Annotated in this window: 14 protein-coding genes and 1 riboswitch; of the genes, 11 read left to right on the forward strand and 3 right to left on the reverse strand. The window is 51.1% G+C overall.

All coding sequences use genetic code 11. The features are described 5' to 3' along the window. The first annotated feature begins 5 nt into the window (after positions 1-5). From K7P76_RS10280 to cyoD, 6 genes are all read left to right on the forward strand, one after another. On the forward strand, positions 6-1,466 hold the full coding sequence (locus tag K7P76_RS10280; protein WP_232185207.1) for an ABC transporter substrate-binding protein: 1,461 nt from the start codon (positions 6-8) through the stop codon (positions 1,464-1,466). A 137-nt stretch (positions 1,467-1,603) separates the two neighbouring features. Further along, entirely contained in the window at positions 1,604-1,840 is a 237-nt protein-coding gene (locus K7P76_RS10285) for a hypothetical protein (protein ID WP_232185208.1), read from the forward strand. Positions 1,841-2,097: 257 nt separating this feature from the next. Continuing rightward, positions 2,098-3,105, forward strand: coding sequence for a ubiquinol oxidase subunit II (gene cyoA, locus K7P76_RS10290; protein WP_232185376.1), 1,008 nt, complete (start codon positions 2,098-2,100; stop codon positions 3,103-3,105). Between the two features lie 20 nt (positions 3,106-3,125). Then, positions 3,126-5,096 (forward strand): cbb3-type cytochrome c oxidase subunit I, encoded by a 1,971-nt coding sequence (locus K7P76_RS10295; protein WP_232185209.1) that lies wholly within the window; start codon positions 3,126-3,128, stop codon positions 5,094-5,096. Next, a complete protein-coding gene (gene cyoC, locus K7P76_RS10300) occupies positions 5,096-5,695 on the forward strand; it encodes a cytochrome o ubiquinol oxidase subunit III (RefSeq protein ID WP_232185210.1) in 600 nt (199 codons plus the stop codon). The genes K7P76_RS10295 and cyoC overlap by 1 nt, the downstream gene beginning before the upstream one ends. Before the next feature lies 1 nt (position 5,696). Further along, positions 5,697-6,065 (forward strand): cytochrome o ubiquinol oxidase subunit IV, encoded by a 369-nt coding sequence (cyoD, locus tag K7P76_RS10305; RefSeq protein ID WP_232185211.1) that lies wholly within the window; start codon positions 5,697-5,699, stop codon positions 6,063-6,065. A 68-nt stretch (positions 6,066-6,133) separates the two neighbouring features. Here the strand turns inward: cyoD and K7P76_RS10310 are convergent, their stop codons facing one another. After that, positions 6,134-7,042, reverse strand: a complete 909-nt coding sequence (locus K7P76_RS10310) for a cation diffusion facilitator family transporter (RefSeq protein WP_232185212.1) — start codon at positions 7,040-7,042, stop codon at positions 6,134-6,136. Between the two features lie 356 nt (positions 7,043-7,398). Between K7P76_RS10310 and K7P76_RS10315 the strand changes: the two genes are divergently transcribed. From K7P76_RS10315 to K7P76_RS10330, 4 genes are all read left to right on the forward strand, one after another. After that, on the forward strand, positions 7,399-8,853 hold the full coding sequence (locus tag K7P76_RS10315) for a circularly permuted type 2 ATP-grasp protein (RefSeq protein WP_232185213.1): 1,455 nt from the start codon (positions 7,399-7,401) through the stop codon (positions 8,851-8,853). Between the two features lie 42 nt (positions 8,854-8,895). Next, positions 8,896-9,849 (forward strand): alpha-E domain-containing protein, encoded by a 954-nt coding sequence (locus tag K7P76_RS10320; RefSeq protein WP_232185214.1) that lies wholly within the window; start codon positions 8,896-8,898, stop codon positions 9,847-9,849. Beyond that, positions 9,846-10,712 (forward strand): transglutaminase family protein, encoded by an 867-nt coding sequence (locus tag K7P76_RS10325; protein WP_232185215.1) that lies wholly within the window; start codon positions 9,846-9,848, stop codon positions 10,710-10,712. The genes K7P76_RS10320 and K7P76_RS10325 overlap by 4 nt, the downstream gene beginning before the upstream one ends. Positions 10,713-11,589: 877 nt before the next feature. Beyond that, positions 11,590-11,689, forward strand: a riboswitch (purine riboswitch). Positions 11,690-11,757: 68 nt separating this feature from the next. After that, positions 11,758-13,194, forward strand: coding sequence for an NAD(P)/FAD-dependent oxidoreductase (locus tag K7P76_RS10330; RefSeq protein WP_232185216.1), 1,437 nt, complete (start codon positions 11,758-11,760; stop codon positions 13,192-13,194). A gap of 13 nt (positions 13,195-13,207) precedes the next feature. Here the strand turns inward: K7P76_RS10330 and K7P76_RS10335 are convergent, their stop codons facing one another. Then, a complete protein-coding gene (locus tag K7P76_RS10335) occupies positions 13,208-14,260 on the reverse strand; it encodes a YeiH family protein (protein WP_232185217.1) in 1,053 nt (350 codons plus the stop codon). A 152-nt stretch (positions 14,261-14,412) separates the two neighbouring features. Between K7P76_RS10335 and K7P76_RS10340 the strand changes: the two genes are divergently transcribed. Further along, on the forward strand, positions 14,413-15,318 hold the full coding sequence (locus tag K7P76_RS10340; protein ID WP_232185218.1) for a LysR family transcriptional regulator: 906 nt from the start codon (positions 14,413-14,415) through the stop codon (positions 15,316-15,318). Here K7P76_RS10340 and K7P76_RS10345 read toward each other — a convergent pair. Then, entirely contained in the window at positions 15,306-15,962 is a 657-nt protein-coding gene (locus K7P76_RS10345) for a DsbA family oxidoreductase (RefSeq protein WP_232185219.1), read from the reverse strand. The genes K7P76_RS10340 and K7P76_RS10345 overlap by 13 nt on opposite strands. Positions 15,963-16,045 lie beyond the last annotated feature (83 nt).

The following is a 16,045-nucleotide window of genomic DNA, read 5'->3' on the forward strand; positions in this document are numbered from 1 at the left end:
AGCATATGAGTCGTAACCGAATCGCTATGTTTATTTTATTCATTACCTTGTTTACTGGCGTGCTTGCCGGCTGCAGTACTGGCGGGAATGATTCCAAGGAGAATGTTAAGACGTCGATTAAAGTGATGTATTACGACGAAAGAAGCTTCTATCAGCAATATGGAATGCTGTTCGCCGCTATGAACCCTAATATCGAGATAGAAGTCGTCTCTACGCAAAGCGTCCGATACGAAGAAGGCAAAGACATGAAGAAAGCGATGCAGGATTTTCTTGACGAGCAGAAGCCGGACGTTCTTATGCTAAGCACCGAGGAATACAAGCGGATGGCAGGAGAAGGCAAACTATACAATCTGGAATCTTTCATCAAGAAGGATAAATATGATCTAGAAGGTATCGCTCCGGGTATCATCGATTACATTAAACAGCAAAGCGACGGCGTTCTGTACGGGTTGTCCCCGAACTTCTACAGCCAGGCGCTCTTCTATAATAAAGACTTGTTTACCAAATACGGGGTTCCGTTCCCGGAAGACCGAATGAGCTGGGAGAGCGTGCTTCAGCTTGCGGCCCGATTCCCGACAACGGGAACGAAAGAGAATCGAATATACGGATTGAAACCGGGTTATAACCCTAATTTGTATTATTTCGGTCTTTCCATAGGTTCATCCCAAGGTCTAAGCTACATTAATCCAACTACGAAGCAGATGACGATCAATACGGATTCATGGAAAGCCGCGTTCGAGCTCGCGGATAAAGCGATGAAATCCGGCGCGCTCTATACGGAAGATCCTAATGGCCAGATGACTCAAAACTCCACTTATGAGAGCTATCTGCTTAGAGATCCATTCATCAGCGGTAAAGTGGCCATGACTATGGAAGGCAATTATATAATGGATCAGCTCAAGGAAGCTAAAAATGTCCTCAAGGATAAAGGAATTAAGAACTGGGATGTCGTGACGGTGCCTGTAAATCCGCAGCAACCCGATGAAAGCACGGGGATGTCCATCAACCAAATTTTCTCGATCGATGCGAAATCATCGAATACCGACGCCGCGTGGAAATTCATTAGTTACGTAAACGGGGATGAATTCGCCAGGGTCACGTCCAAAGTGCAGAATGGCGGATTTCCTGCCCGTACCAAATACCTCGACAATGGAGAAGGGCATCATATGGAAGCCTTCTATAGTCTGAAACCGGTGCAGTCGAATATGTACAAGGATTTCGATAAGCTGCCGCAGGACTTTTTCCAGAAATTCGATGGAGTGACGCAACAAGAGATGCAAGGAGTAACGGACGGCAAGACAACCATCGCGGATGCGCTGGACAACATTCAAGCCAAAGGCCAGCAGCTTCTGACCGAAGAGAGCAATAAGGCCGGTAAAGACGGCAAAACGGATCCGCAGCCATCTGAGTCATCCAAAGCGGTTGAGCAGTCATCGGGAGTGACCTCCTCGGCGGTTGCGCAGTAGCCATTTTCTGTAGATACATGCGTCAGTACGCGTGCATGAGCCCAAATTTGTCGCAAATGTGAATTCCGACTTTAATCTGTCACAAGTATGTGCTAAAATGTTCACATATAGCGCTTACACGAGAGAGGTTGGACCTCATGAAAAATAAGGAAATGTCACGCATGCTGAAATGGGTCGCAATGATTGTCATCGGCGTCGGCATCATCTGTTGCATGATGAACATCGCGCAGTTTAACGATCGCAACCTCGGTTTAATGGTTGGGATCGGATTCTTGATCGGCGGAAGCCAGATTATGCTGTTCGGCGTAATCGCTCCCCTGATGCAGAGAAATCAAGAACCTGCCCAAACGGCTGCCACTGAAGAGCTTGCTTAACTTAATGGTCATTTAAGAACCGCCGCGACAGAAGGAAACTTCTGCTGCGGCGGTTTTTTGTTACGAAAGTATGTACTTTATTTCACAATTCGTCGAAACGGTGAACATTGTATTGCGAAATTTCAACGAATGTTTGACGCCTTTGTTAACTGTGCGGAACCTCGCTTATCTTTCTGATATGTTGGTTACAGATGAGGGAAGGATGAATTTCTGACGGCCCTCGGCAGTCATGTTTTGTGGAGATGGGGGAGATGGAAATGAGGAAAGGGCTTCGGCGTCTAACGGCGGTTCTGTCGTTGATAACCATGGCGATTCTAATGACGGGCTGCAGCGATAAGGTGATCGTGCTGAATCCGAAAGGGGCTATCGGCAAGCAGCAACTGGATCTGATGATCATATCTACTGCGCTTTGCTTAGTAGTTATTGTGCCTGTGTTAATACTTACTTTCTATATTGTATGGAAATATCGTCACCAACCCGATAGAAAAGCGAAATACGATCCCAATTGGGAGCACAGCACGAAGCTTGAAACGATCTGGTGGAGCATTCCAATTGTCATTATAGTTATTCTTGCAGCCATTACGGTCAAATATACTTATTTGCTTGAACCGTCCAAGCCGCTTGAACACGAGGCTAAACCGCTGGTCATTCAGGTGACGTCGCTCGACTGGAAGTGGTTGTTTCAATATCCGGAGCAAGGCATCGCAACGGTGAATTACATTCAATTTCCTGCGAATGTCCCGATCCGTTTCGAGCTGACTTCAGACGCGCCGATGAACTCCTTCTGGATTCCGCAGCTGGGCGGCCAAATTTACACGATGTCCGGGATGGCGATGAAGCTGAATCTTATTGCGGATGAGCCGGGGTCCTACTTAGGCATGGGGGCCAACTTCAGCGGACGCGAGTTCGGGAAAATGCAGTTTACCGCAGAAGCGACATCGCAAGAACAATTCGATGCTTGGGTTCAAGGCATTAAGGGTTCGTCTCCGGCCTTGACTAAGGAAGGCTACGAGCAATTGGCGATACCCGGCGTATCGGAGGTTGAAAGCTTTTCTTCGATTCCCGCAGGCCTGTTCCAGCAAATCGTAACGAAATACGGCGGTCACAATCATGGTTCAGGTAGCGGCGAAGGTGCGACGGAGCATCATCACGGTTCCGATTCAGGTGAAGCGGATGCAACCGATAAAGCTCCTGCGATGGATATGAACATGGATATGGGCGATGGCGCCTCCATGAATCACGAAGGTCACATGAATCATGAATAGAGGGAAAGAGAGGTGCCGTCATGTTGGACAAAATTAAGGATTTCGCGTCCGAATTTTTCGTTACGGGCGATCCGCTTATTTACGGGGCCGACGTTTCCATCGGGCTTACGATAATTGCGGTCGTTTCCGCGCTCACTTTTTTCAAAAAATGGAATTGGCTATGGAAAGAATGGTTAACGACCGTCGATCATAAGAAAATCGGGATCATGTACGTTATCGCATCGCTGCTCATGCTCTTCCGGGGCGGAGTCGATGCGCTTCTCATGCGGACGCAATTAGCGATTCCGGATTCGGAATTCCTATCTCCGGAGCACTATAATCAAATCTTTACGACGCATGGGGTCATCATGATCCTGTTCATGGCGATGCCTCTGATGTTCGGGTTATTCAATCTCGTTATTCCGCTTCAGATCGGAGCGCGCGACGTCGCGTATCCGTTCCTGAACTCGCTCAGCTTCTGGCTCTTCTTCTTCGGGGCGATGCTGTTCAACATGTCTTTCGTTATCGGCGGTTCTCCGGATGCGGGCTGGCTCGCCTATCCGCCGCTATCCGAGCTGTCCCATAGCCCGGGAGTCGGGCAAGACTTCTATATCTGGGGGATCCAGATTTCCGGGATCGGAAGTCTGATGACGGGGATCAACTTTATCGTGACGATCCTTAAGATGCGCGCGCCGGGCATGAAACTGATGAAGATGCCGATGTTCACCTGGTCGGTGCTTTCGAGCTGTTTGACGATCATACTGGCGTTTCCGATCTTAACGGTCACGTTGGCGCTGTTATTTATTGACCGTTATCTCGGTGCCCACTTCTTCACCCTCGACGGCGGCGGCAACCCAATGATGTACATTAATCTCATCTGGATGTGGGGACACCCCGAGGTCTATATCGTAGTATTGCCTGCGTTCGGGATTTTCTCCGAAATCGTGGCGACCTTCTCCAAGAAAAGATTGTTCGGCTACAAGTCCATGGTATTCGCGTTAATGAGCATCAGCGCATTCTCGTTCTTCACGTGGGCGCATCACTTCTTTACGATGGGTTCGGGGGCGAGCGTTAATGCGTTCTTCGCACTGACGACGATGATCATCGCAATTCCAACTGGCGTTAAAGTATTTAACTGGTTGTTCACGATGTTCCGAGGGCAGATAACATTCCAGACGCCGATGCTTTGGACGATCGGGTTCATTCCTTGTTTCGTCGTAGGCGGGATGACGGGGGTATTGCTGTCGGTCGCGCCTGCCGACTTCCAGTTCCATAATAGCTACTTCCTTATCGCTCACTTCCATCAGGTGCTTATCGGAGGAGTAGCGTTCGGTTACTTCGCGGGCTTGTATTACTGGTGGCCTAAGGTGTTCGGCTTCAAACTTAATGAGAAAATCGGCAAATGGGCTTTCTGGACTTGGAATATCGGGTTCTATGTGTGCTTCATGCCGCAATATATACTCGGTCTGATGGGGATGACCCGCCGCGTAAGCAGCTATGGCTGGGATAAAGGCTGGTGGGAGCTTAATTTGGTGTCCACTATCGGCGGTTTCCTCATGGGAATCGGATTCCTCTTTCAAGTATGGCAGATCCTGCACAGTATCAAGTTTATGGAACGCGATACGACCGGCGATCCGTGGGGCGGTCGTACGTTGGAGTGGTCAATCCCTTCGCCTGCGCCGGTATATAATTTCGCGACATTGCCGCATGCGGACGAGAAGGATCCTTGGTGGGAAGAGAAGCTGCGGCTTGCCGCAGGCGGAACACCCAAACCGCAGCCATCGCTTGAACCCATTCATATGCCGAAAAACTCGGGTATACCTTTCGTGATGTCGTCCTTCTTTTTCGTGGCGGGCTTCGGTTTCGTCTTTGATTGGCTGTGGTTAGCTATTCCTGGACTTATCGGAGTTGCGGCTTGCATGCTCGTTCACTCTTTCCGCTATAAAACGGACTATTATATACCGGTCGATGAAATCAAACGCACGGAAGCTGCGGCGAGGAGGGTTGTCTAATGGCGGATAATAGGAATGCCCATGCCCATGAGGGGCATCATGATCTCGAAGCGCTGCGAATGATGGGCTTCTGGATTTTCTTGATCACCGACTGTATCCTATTCGGCACCTTATTCGCGACTTACGTCGTTTTGAACGGAAATACGGCCGGCGGCCCGACGGTATCGGAATTGTTCGAGATGCCGGGCGTTATCGCCGAGACGTTCATCTTGCTGACGAGCAGCTTTACGAGCGGGTTGGCAGTGTTGTCGATGAACAAGGGAAATCGCAAGGGACTTATCGGTTGGCTGATCGTGACGGCGTTGCTTGGAGCTTCATTTATTTCGCTGGAAATAACGGAGTTCGTGAAGCTCGTTCACGAAGGCGCGGCAATATCGACGAGCGCTCAATGGTCTGCTTTTTACACATTGGTCGGCACTCATGGTTTGCACGTATCGGTCGGCCTCGTGTGGATGATCGCCATTATGATTCAATTAGGGCGCCATGGGATTAATTCGGTCACCCGGCGCAAAGTGAATATCATAAGCTTGTACTGGCATTTTCTCGACGTGGTATGGATCTTCGTCTTTACGATCGTCTACCTGATGGGGGTGATGTAAAATGGCGCAACGGCATTCGGCCGCAGGGGCTCACGATTCTCACGGAACGCCGGGTACGCATGACTCTCATGATTCGCATGAGGCGCACGGTTCGCTTAAGTCTTACGTTATCGGCTTTCTGATGTCGCTCGTGCTGACCGCGATTCCGCTCATCGTCGTCCTGAACCATTTGTTGGAGGGCAAGGCGGCGACATTATTGTTGCTCGGATCGGCGGTGCTGCAATTTGTCGTGCAGTTGGTCTACTTCATGCATCTGAAGGAAGAGGGCAAACCGCGTTACAACCTGATGGTGCTTATTCTCGGCTTGTTCATCGTATTGACCATCGTTGCCGGGTCGATCTGGATAATGACATACAACAAAGTGGCTTAGTTTGCCGAGCGATATGCGAAGAGGTAGTCTCAAGGTCGATAGGACCAGAGGGACTACCTCTTTTTTTGTTAGACATGAGGGGTGTACGCCGACGGTTCCCAGGGATTTAAGTGGATCATGACCTCCACGACGTCGGGGTCATAGTCCATGATCAGCTTTTTGAGCTGCCTGCTAATATCGTGTCCCTGTTGGATGGTGTAGTCATGGGGGACACCTACCCGGACGTCTACGATAATGTAATGACCGTGCTCGCGCGCTCTTACCCGGTCGATTCTTTTGACATTGTCCGCCGTGCGGATTAAGGCTTCGTAGTAGGCTAATTTCTCTACCGAAACATTACGCTCCATCAGAATGTCGACGGAATCCCGCCCGATTTCATAAGCCAGCTTAAGCACGAGCAACGAAACGACGATACCGGCGATCGGATCACCGTAGGCTGCCCAATCCCAATTTAAACGATCTCCCAATAGCCCGAGTCCAATGCCGATAACCGCGGCCAGAGAAGCGTAAACGTCGGCAAGGTGATCGTAAGCCGTCGCCAGCACGCTTTTGCTTTTGGTCGCGTTACCCACGCGGATCGTGTAAATATATAAGGCTTGCTTCCATAGGAGAGAGATGGCCGCTGCTCCGAGCGCCAGCCAACTTTCCTCGCCAGGGGGTTTGAATAAAGCGCCGATAGACTGGATTCCGATCCAGAAAGCGGCCAGCACGAGGATGACCGCGACGAATGCCGACGCCACAACCTCAGCTTTACCATGTCCGTAGGGATGATCGTCGTCCGCCGGTTTTTTGGACACCATAGAAGAGGTCAATGCCGCCACTGTCGCGATGATGTCTCCGGCATTATGCACGCCGTCCGCAAGGAGCACGGGACTAGCGAGTACAAGTCCTGCTGCGATCTTCAGCGCGGTCAATATAATGTTGCTAATCAAGCTGATCCATATCGCCAATAATCCTGAATGATGCCTATCCGCCACAAAGATTACCCCTTCAAAGAAAGTTTGCCCCGCGCAAGAAATAAAACAGGCTTTCAACCTTGGGGTTGAAAGCCTGTTTTCGTCCATATATAGGTTCGCTTGCGATTCGGTTTCATGGGTGACAACCACCCTCTCCAAAAATACGGTCTCACACAACATATTTATTTTAACACAACGTAAGGTTTCAAGCTAATTTTTGCGACAAAGAAAATGTGTAACTTTAACATAACTAATAATGTCATATACATGTAAATTAGACAGAAGAATATAGCGAATTAATGTAACTATTATTGACATCACTATATCAACGGAATATGATTGGAATAAAACCCATTATGGAGAGGGAGCCGTTCTACATGGAAATGATGAACGAAGTATCGGTTACTTCGCCTTCCTCCCGTTTTTACGATGAGATGTATAACGGAGCTCAGGTTCGCACGCATTACGGTAAAGTCCACCAGATGCTTTCCCGCATGTCCTTGGAGGATCGGGTAACCCGGCAAACGCAGATGAACGGTCGACTGCTGGAGGAAGGGATCACTTTCACCTTGTCGGGAGGAGATCAGCCTGAGGCGCTGGAACGGACGATTCCGTTCGATCTGATTCCCCGGATCATCCCGGCAGAGGAATGGGATACGATCGAGCAAGGCACAAGGCAGCGGGTACGGGCGCTAAACGCTTTTCTGGCAGACATTTATCACGAGCAATGTATCCTGAAAGACGGACTCGTTCCTCGTCGGATGGTAATGGGAAACCGGTATTTCCGGACGGAGATGATGCGGCTTCAGGTGCCAGGGGGAACATACGTTACGGCTTCCGGAATTGATTTAATCCGCGATGAGAAGGGCGATTATTATGTTCTTGAAGACAATTTGCGTTCTCCCTCGGGATTTTCCTACGTATTCAAGAGCCGCTCGATCATGACCCATGACTTCCCCGAATTGTATTTCTCTTACCCTGTACGGGGTATCGAACGCGCGCTGCACGAATTCCGTTCTTCATTAAGAAATCTGGCCCCTACGGACAAAGCCGAGCCCGTCATTGCGCTGTTGACGCCGGGAAGCTTTAATTCCGCGTATTTCGAGCACACTTTTCTCGCACAGCAGATGGGGATGGAGCTCGTCGAAGGCCGGGACCTCGTGTGCCGGGACAATAAGATCTACATCCGCAAGCTGTCCGGACTAAAGAAAGTCGACGTGCTTTATCGCCGGATCGATGACGATTACCTTGATCCGCTCGCGTTCCGCCCCGATTCGATGCTCGGAGTCGCAGGTCTGATGAACGCATACCGCTTCGGAAACATTACGATCGCCAATGCGCCGGGCACAGGGGTTGCGGATGACAAGGCCATCTATACTTTCGTTCCGGAGATGATACGTTACTATCTGAACGAGCGCCCTATATTGAACAATGTACCAACTTACTTGATGAGCCGTCCGGACGAACGGGAGTTTGTCCTCTCCAAGCTGGAGGAGATGGTCGTCAAGGAGACTTCCTTATCCGGAGGGTACGGAATGCTCATAGGCCCTTCATCCACGGAGTGGGAACGCGAAAGATTCGCCGCCAAAATCAAAGAGAACCCGGACAACTATATTGCCCAACCGACGATTAAGCTATCTACTTCCCCCATTAGCGTTAACGGGCAGATGGCTCATCGACACATTGATTTAAGGGTTTTCGCACTGGCCAATGGCCGGGATGTGCATGTGCTGCCGGGCGGGCTGACGAGGGTGGCAATGAAGGAAGGATCATTGGTCGTTAACTCCTCTCAAGGCGGCGGTGTTAAGGACACTTGGGTGCTGGCGGATTAAAAAATAGACAAATTGAATCGTGTCCATAAGGAGTGGAGCCTTATGTTGGATCGCATAGCGGAATCGTTGTTCTGGATCGGACGGTACACCGAACGCGCGGAAAATCATGCCCGGCTTCTGGACGTTTATTATCATTTGCGCGAGGAAGGCAGCGGGGAGGCGGAAGCGGTCTGGAAACGGATTGCCGAGGCCATCGGAGATTGCAAGTTGTACGAGGAGCGGCATGACGCTTACCGGGAGCACGACGTGCTTTACTTCCTTACCTTGGACCTCACGCAGGACAATTCTATTCTGTCTTGCGTCGCGCAAGCCCGCGATAATCTGAAAAAAATCCGCGAGCAGCTTCCCTCCGAGTTATGGAACTTGCTTAACGGCTTCTACTTGTGGCTGAAGGGAGTTCAGCTCGAAGAGGTCATGCAGCAATCGCCGCATCGTTTTTTCCAACGGGTGAAGGAGGGCCTCGCGGCTTTCCAGGGAACGGCGGTGTCCATATCGCTGAGGGATGAGTCGTGGCATATGCTGGAGAGCGGGAGATATTTGGAACGATCGGAAAATGTCGTCAGACTGCTGCAGTCTGTCAGCAATATTGCACCGGAGAAACGTAAAGCCTCCTACGCCTATACGATGGCGGTGCTGAAGTCGGTCGGCGGCTATGAAGCGTTTCGCAGGTTGGATCTTGAAGAGTTGTCCTTGGAGGAAATATCGAGGTTTCTCGTGCTTCAGGAAACGTTCCCCCGCTCGGTTCATTTCGCGCTCGCGACCTTCGAGCAGCACTTGAAGGCGATGCGCGGGCAGTCCGATAGGTCGAGCTCCGGTCTCGAACGGATGATTCGGCTCGCGGGCAAAGCGCGGTCCGAGCTTGGCTGGTTGGATCGCAACGATATTACGATGGAAACTTTAACCGCGGTCTTGCAGCAATTGCTCCATACGAACAGACAGCTTGGCGAAGCGGTTGCCAAGACCTTTTTTTCCCCTGGACAGGAGGTTATCGCATGAAGCTCGATATATGCCACGTGACCAAATACCGCTACGACTCGTCCGTGACGGACAGTGTCAATGAAATTCGGCTGACGCCTCGTACGGATGAGCGGCAGGCCTGTTATCAGCATCGCCTTATTATCGAGCCGAATGTGCAGTTGCTGTCCTATGAGGATTATTTCGGCAATCGCGTCCATTCTTTTACGGCTAACGCCCCGCATCGGGAGCTTACGATTACTTCCCATTCAACCGTCGTCACTCGGGATCGGGATGTCGTTTGGAAGGCGGCATGGGGACCGGAGCAATCATGGGATCGACTGCGGAGCGCGGACTTTATTGACGGGTATGCGGAATATTTGCTTCCGTCCGCTTATGCGACATTTCACCCGGCAGTAGAGGCATACGCAAATGGCATTCGAGGCGAAGAAGATGGGGTGTTCGGATTTATCCGATATGCGGCCAGCGCGATCTATGGCGACTTTGAATACAAACCTTATTCTACCGGCGTGCACACGACGGCGGACGAACTGATCGGAATCGGAACGGGAGTATGCCAGGATTTCGCTCATTTGCTGCTATCGGTTTGCAGGCTGCGCGGGGTGCCTGCCCGGTATGTGAGCGGTTATCATTTTGTCGGCGATCTTCAGGGCCGGGACGCGGATTTCGAGCAGGCTTCGCATGCTTGGGTCGAAGTGTACATTCCGGGAGTCGGCTGGCAGGGGATCGACCCGACGAACAACAATTTGATCGATTGGCGATACGTGAAGCTAGGTCATGGGCGGGATTATACGGATATCGTACCTGTGAAAGGGATTTACAGGGGGACTTCTGGACAGTCGCTTCAGGTGACGGTGGACGTTAGGCTGGCTGAGACGGGGTAAAATGATGGGGTGGGCACGATGGGGGAACCAATGGGGTGGGCCCAAGAACTAGGTTGGTTAACGTAAATCTGTGTAAGCTGTTCCGTGGAGGTTAAGAAAGTGTCTCCGCGGAGCGTGTTGGCCCATCGATGAAACCGAGTAACTCCCGCCGAAAGTCCCTGCCACGCACGAATTACTCGAATAATTAGAACAACTCCCGCCGAAAGTCCCTGCCACGCACGAATTACTCGGATAATTAGAACAACTCCCGCCGAAAGTCCCTGCCACGCACGAATTACTCGAATAATTAGAACAACTCCCGCCGAAAGTCCCTGCCACGCACGAATTACTCGAATAATTAGAACAACTCCCGCGGAAAGTCCCTGTCACACACGAATTACTCGGATAATTAGAACAACTCCCGCCGAAAGTCCCTGCCACGCACGATTTACTCGAATATTTAGAACAACTCCCGCCGAAAGTCCCTGCCACGCACGAATTACTCGAATATTTAGAACAACTCCCTCCACAAGCCAATGCCACGCACGAATTACTCGAATAATTAGAACAACTCCCGCCGCAAGCCTCTACTACGCACGAATTACTCGGATAATTAGAACAACTCCCGCCGAAAGTTCCTGTCACACACGAATTACTCGAGTATTTAGAACAACTCCCCGCCACGGCCGCTATTCTCAAAAATAAGTGGTGGAATTATGCGACTCGGTTAAGAATTTGCATATATGCGGAGGTTGGCGGAATTAATGTTCGGAAATGATGATAAAAATGCACATAAATGTATGCGATGAAATTATATATGAATTTATAACCGAATGTTAAAGACGACATCCCATTGACTTGTACGCCAATATCAATTACTCTACATAATGAAAATGATTGTTACAACGATTCATCCATTCGTATATCCTCGGCAATATGGGCTGGGGGTCTCTACCGGGAACCTTAAATTCCCGACTACGAGGGGATGTGGGATAACCACACCCTTCTACGTCGGGAATTTTTTATATTTTCCGCACGCTGAAGGAAATCAGGAGGAGATATACGGATGAGCATGTATGACGTTATCGTGGTTGGAGCCGGTCCGACCGGTATTTTCGCTTGTTACGAGTTAACGAGAACTTCCCCACATCTGAAGGTATTGCTGGTCGACAAGGGGCATGACATCAAACATCGCCACTGTCCCATCCTGGAAAATAAAATCGAGCTCTGCCCGCCGCCCGCCGGGAAAAAAGAATTCGCCGGCTGTCTGCCCGCGTGTTCGATTACGGCTGGTTTCGGAGGCGCAGGCGCATATAGCGATGGTAAATTCAACATTACGACAGAGTTCGGCGGATGGCTGACGGATTACTTAGCTCCTTCTCAGGTGTTGAACTTAATCCGATACGTGGATGAAATCAATTTGGAGCACGGAGCAACGTTAAATCTGACCGATCCGACCACCGATTTTGTAAGAAACATAGAGCATAGAGGTTATGCGGCGGGGTTAAAGCTGCTGAGGGCGCAAGTGAGGCATCTGGGCACGGAGCAGAACTTGGAGATTTTGAAATCCATCTACGTATATTTGGAAAGCCGCATCGACATGCGTTATAAGACGGAAGTCGCGGATCTGCTGACGGTAAAAGAAAATGGAACCCATCGAGTACGAGGGATAACGCTCAAGAACGGCGAAGAGATCGAAGCGGATACCGTTGTGGTCGCTCCGGGCCGGGATGGTTCTGCGTGGCTGGCGGATGTTCTGAAACGCCGAAGGCTCGCTATGGTGAACAACCAAGTCGACGTGGGTGTTCGGGTGGAGACTTCCGATGTGGTTATGCGAGAAATTAACGAGCATTTGTACGAAGGTAAATTCGTATTCAATACGTCCGTAGGCACTCGAGTGAGAACGTTCTGCAGCAACCCGTCGGGTCATGTCGTTGTCGAAAATCATAGCGGGGTCATGGCGGCGAACGGTCATGCATTTAAGGATCCGGCGCTCGGCTCGTCCAATACGAACTTTGCGCTGCTCGTCTCCCATAAATTCACGGACCCGTTCGATAAGCCGAACGAGTACGCGCGAGAAATTTGCAAACGGGCGAACGATCTTTCGAGCGGCGGCGTCATCGTGCAGAAGTTCGGGGATATTATTCGCGGACGACGTTCAACGGCAGGGCGCATCAAGGAAGGGTTTATCGAGCCGACGTTACATGAAGCGGTGCCGGGAGATCTCGGTTTGGTGCTGCCCTACAATACGATGAAAAGCTTGATCGAAATGGTCGAAGCGCTCGATAAGGTAACGCCGGGTATCGCCTCCGAGCACACGTTGTTCTATGGCGTTGAGGCGAAGTTTTACTCGGCGCGTCCTAAGCTTAGCGAGACGCTGGAGACGGAAATTTCCGGGCTATACTGTGGCGGCGATGGTGCTGGGGTTACTCGTGGCTTAGCCCAAGCCGGCGCAGCCGGAGTCTGGATCGCTCGGGCTATTGCGGATCGAAAGGCACAGTAAGTAAGGCCCTATATTACAAAGACATGTAAGTTAGAATCGACAGCAGCAGGGAAGCAATGAGCATGGCCGTGAATGGGCGAAGGGCGCGGGTACGAAAATCTCGTAGACTAACGTTCAGCCCGAGGCCCGCCATGGCCATTCCGAGCAGCAGCGTAGTTACTATCGATAAACCGTGTAATAGCATGGCGGGCTCGGGCAGAATAACGGGAACAACGTAACTCCCGAATAGGCTCATAGCGACGAAACCAAGCAAGAACCAAGGAAATGGGAACTTGGTCACCGCATTCACTCTCGAATTTCCCGCTTCAGTCGTTTTCGAACGGCCACGAAGCTTTGCCAAGCTCAATATTCCGATGCACAGCGGCACTAGCAAGGCTACGCGGCACAGCTTAGTAAGCAGTCCATCGGCTAACGCATCCGACCCTGCCGGTGCGGCGGCCATCGCGACATGCGCGATTTCGTGTAAGGTAAGCCCAGACCAGATCCCATAGGCAGCAGTATTTAGAGGTAACCAGGGTTGAATAAGCGTATACGCCGGTGCGAATACGGTTCCGATCAAGGCGATCAACCCGGCGCTAATGGCGGTATCCTCGTCTTTGGATTTAAGCAGCGGCGATACGGCGGCTATGGCCGCGGCTCCGCAGATCGCGGTCCCGATCGCAAGCAGCATCGTCAACTTGCGATCCGCGCGAAACAAACGTCCTAGCGCCATAACCGCTGCGAGACCAAAGACAACGGTTCCGCAGCTTCGTGCTAGTAAAGGGAGACCCTGCTGCAGTAAGTCTCCAATGTTAAGCTTAAGTCCGAAAAGAATAATGGCAAGGCGCAGCAACGTTGCGGAAGAGAAGCGGATGCCGCTGGTAATCGCGCTCGGGTATCCGAATCGGTGTCTGTAAGCGGGGGCTAGAAGCAAGGCGCACGCCAGCGGACCGAGTCGTTCCAACCCAGGAAGTAAAGACAAACCCCACCCGGCAAGCGCGAGTAATAAAGTCAATAGAACGCCGTATATTCGAGCTGGCAATGCGGGAAGAGCGGCGGTCGTTGGGGGAGTTATTTTGGCTAGCATGATGTCTGATTCCTCCGATACTGTTAGCTGTAAAAGAAGCCGGATAAGACTTCCTCTGTTACCTTCAGCATACGCCGGTTTTAATAATAAGAAAAATTAATTATAATTATATTAATCATAATAAATAACTTATAAATGAGGGGGTAACGCGCATGGATCATTCTCTGCTCGTTTTCGCTGCCGTAGCGGATACGCGCAACTTCTCCCGCGCAGCGGAGCGGCTGCATATGACGCAGCCTGCAGTTAGTCAGCATATTCGCGCTCTGGAGGAGCGGCTAAAGGTTAGGTTGCTTGAGCGCAATAATAAGTCCGTCGCTCTCACCAAAGCGGGAGAAATCGTGCTGCATCATGCGAAGGAAATCGCGGGCTTATATCGTAAGATGGAAGAGATGGTAAGTGAATTGATGCACTATACGGGTGGTCCGTTATCTATTGGGGCCAGTTATACGTTCGGGGAGTATGTACTGCCGCTGACTCTAGCGCGTCTGAATACGAATTTTCCCGATATTCGTCCGGCTGTGACGATCGGCAATACGGCGGACATAGCGGAGCAGGTTCACAATCGCGTATTGGATGTCGGTATCGTGGAAGGCGAGGAAATCGGAACGGGTCTCGTCGTGGAGAAATTAGCTGAGGACGAAATGGTTGTGGCCGCGGGAGCGCTGCACCCTCTTGCGAGTCAATCCCGGATACCGCTGGCTCTTCTAGAGGAGCAGACGTGGCTTGTGAGGGAACAGGGCTCGGGGACAAGGGCGGCTGCCGATAAAATGTTCGCGATGCTTACTCTGAATCCAACGCGTTTAATGGAAATGGGAAGCACGCAATCGATCAAAGAAACGGTAGAAGCTGGGCTCGGAGTTACTTTGCAGTCACGCTGGGCGCTACGCAAAGAACTCGGGCTCGGCTCCTTGAAAGTACTGAATATAGAAGGGCTTCCCGTTACAAGAAGCTTTCACATCCTGCTGCGTAACGGCGATCTTCGTACCCGGACGATAGAGGTTTTCCTGCAGACGTTGCGCACAGTAACGGAAGAAAAATTAGCGACTCAGCTCTCTTGAGAGATTTTCTTGAATGCTTCGAGAAACTGCGCGGACGGATAAGCGCCGGACAGCGCGAATTTATTGTTAATGATGAAGAACGGAACTCCACTGATGCCGAGCGCTTGGGCGGATGCCTGGTCCTGCTTGATATCGTCGAGGCCTTCTCCCGCCTCAAGAAGTCGTCGCGCTTCGTCGGCGTCAAGTCCGAGTTCAGCGGCGATATCCATCAGAACGTCTAGCTTGGCGATATCCCGACCGTCTTCGAAATAAGCTTTCATCACCGCGTCCAGCCAGTAAACCTCATCTTCTTCCGGCAGCAGCGCCGTGATCCGGTGCGCCAGCACGGTGTTCGGCATGCGCTCTACCTTGTCGAAATTAAAGGTAACGCCAACCGCGGCTCCCGCATCGGTCACCCTCTGAAGCATAGGCCTAAGGCGTTCGGCCCCGCCCATTTTTTTCTCCATCACATTGTTGAATGGCAAGCCTTCGGGCGGGAGTTTAGGATCAAGTTGATATGCATGATATTTGACTTCGACCGTCTGCCCCGTCGATTCGTTCCAAGCTTCGATCGCATCGCTCATATTTTTTTTACCGATCCGGCACCATGGGCACACCATATCGGAATAGACATCGATTTTCATCGGAATCACCTCTGGACTCATAATTTGTTTCCCCTAGTATGGCAGAGAACATACCGGCATTCAACGTGCGGAGCGCAACCTCTCGTGATAAAATGGGAAAACAT

Origin of the sequence: Cohnella silvisoli (assembly GCF_021190915.1) — a bacterium.
In the GTDB taxonomy this organism is placed as follows: domain Bacteria; phylum Bacillota; class Bacilli; order Paenibacillales; family Paenibacillaceae; genus Cohnella; species Cohnella silvisoli.

What these genes read in the sequence shown, in the direction of transcription:
- K7P76_RS10280 (WP_232185207.1), top strand. Translation starts at nt 6, where the DNA reads ATGAGTCGTAACCGAATCGCTATGTTTATTTTATTCATTACCTTGTTT.
- K7P76_RS10285 (WP_232185208.1), top strand. Translation starts at nt 1,604, where the DNA reads ATGAAAAATAAGGAAATGTCACGCATGCTGAAATGGGTCGCAATGATT.
- cyoA (WP_232185376.1), top strand. Translation starts at nt 2,098, where the DNA reads ATGAGGAAAGGGCTTCGGCGTCTAACGGCGGTTCTGTCGTTGATAACC.
- K7P76_RS10295 (WP_232185209.1), top strand. Translation starts at nt 3,126, where the DNA reads ATGTTGGACAAAATTAAGGATTTCGCGTCCGAATTTTTCGTTACGGGC.
- cyoC (WP_232185210.1), top strand. Translation starts at nt 5,096, where the DNA reads ATGGCGGATAATAGGAATGCCCATGCCCATGAGGGGCATCATGATCTC.
- cyoD (WP_232185211.1), top strand. Translation starts at nt 5,697, where the DNA reads ATGGCGCAACGGCATTCGGCCGCAGGGGCTCACGATTCTCACGGAACG.
- K7P76_RS10315 (WP_232185213.1), top strand. Translation starts at nt 7,399, where the DNA reads ATGGAAATGATGAACGAAGTATCGGTTACTTCGCCTTCCTCCCGTTTT.
- K7P76_RS10320 (WP_232185214.1), top strand. Translation starts at nt 8,896, where the DNA reads ATGTTGGATCGCATAGCGGAATCGTTGTTCTGGATCGGACGGTACACC.
- K7P76_RS10325 (WP_232185215.1), top strand. Translation starts at nt 9,846, where the DNA reads ATGAAGCTCGATATATGCCACGTGACCAAATACCGCTACGACTCGTCC.
- K7P76_RS10330 (WP_232185216.1), top strand. Translation starts at nt 11,758, where the DNA reads ATGAGCATGTATGACGTTATCGTGGTTGGAGCCGGTCCGACCGGTATT.
- K7P76_RS10335 (WP_232185217.1), bottom strand. Translation starts at nt 14,260, where the DNA reads ATGCTAGCCAAAATAACTCCCCCAACGACCGCCGCTCTTCCCGCATTG.
- K7P76_RS10340 (WP_232185218.1), top strand. Translation starts at nt 14,413, where the DNA reads ATGGATCATTCTCTGCTCGTTTTCGCTGCCGTAGCGGATACGCGCAAC.
- K7P76_RS10345 (WP_232185219.1), bottom strand. Translation starts at nt 15,962, where the DNA reads ATGAGTCCAGAGGTGATTCCGATGAAAATCGATGTCTATTCCGATATG.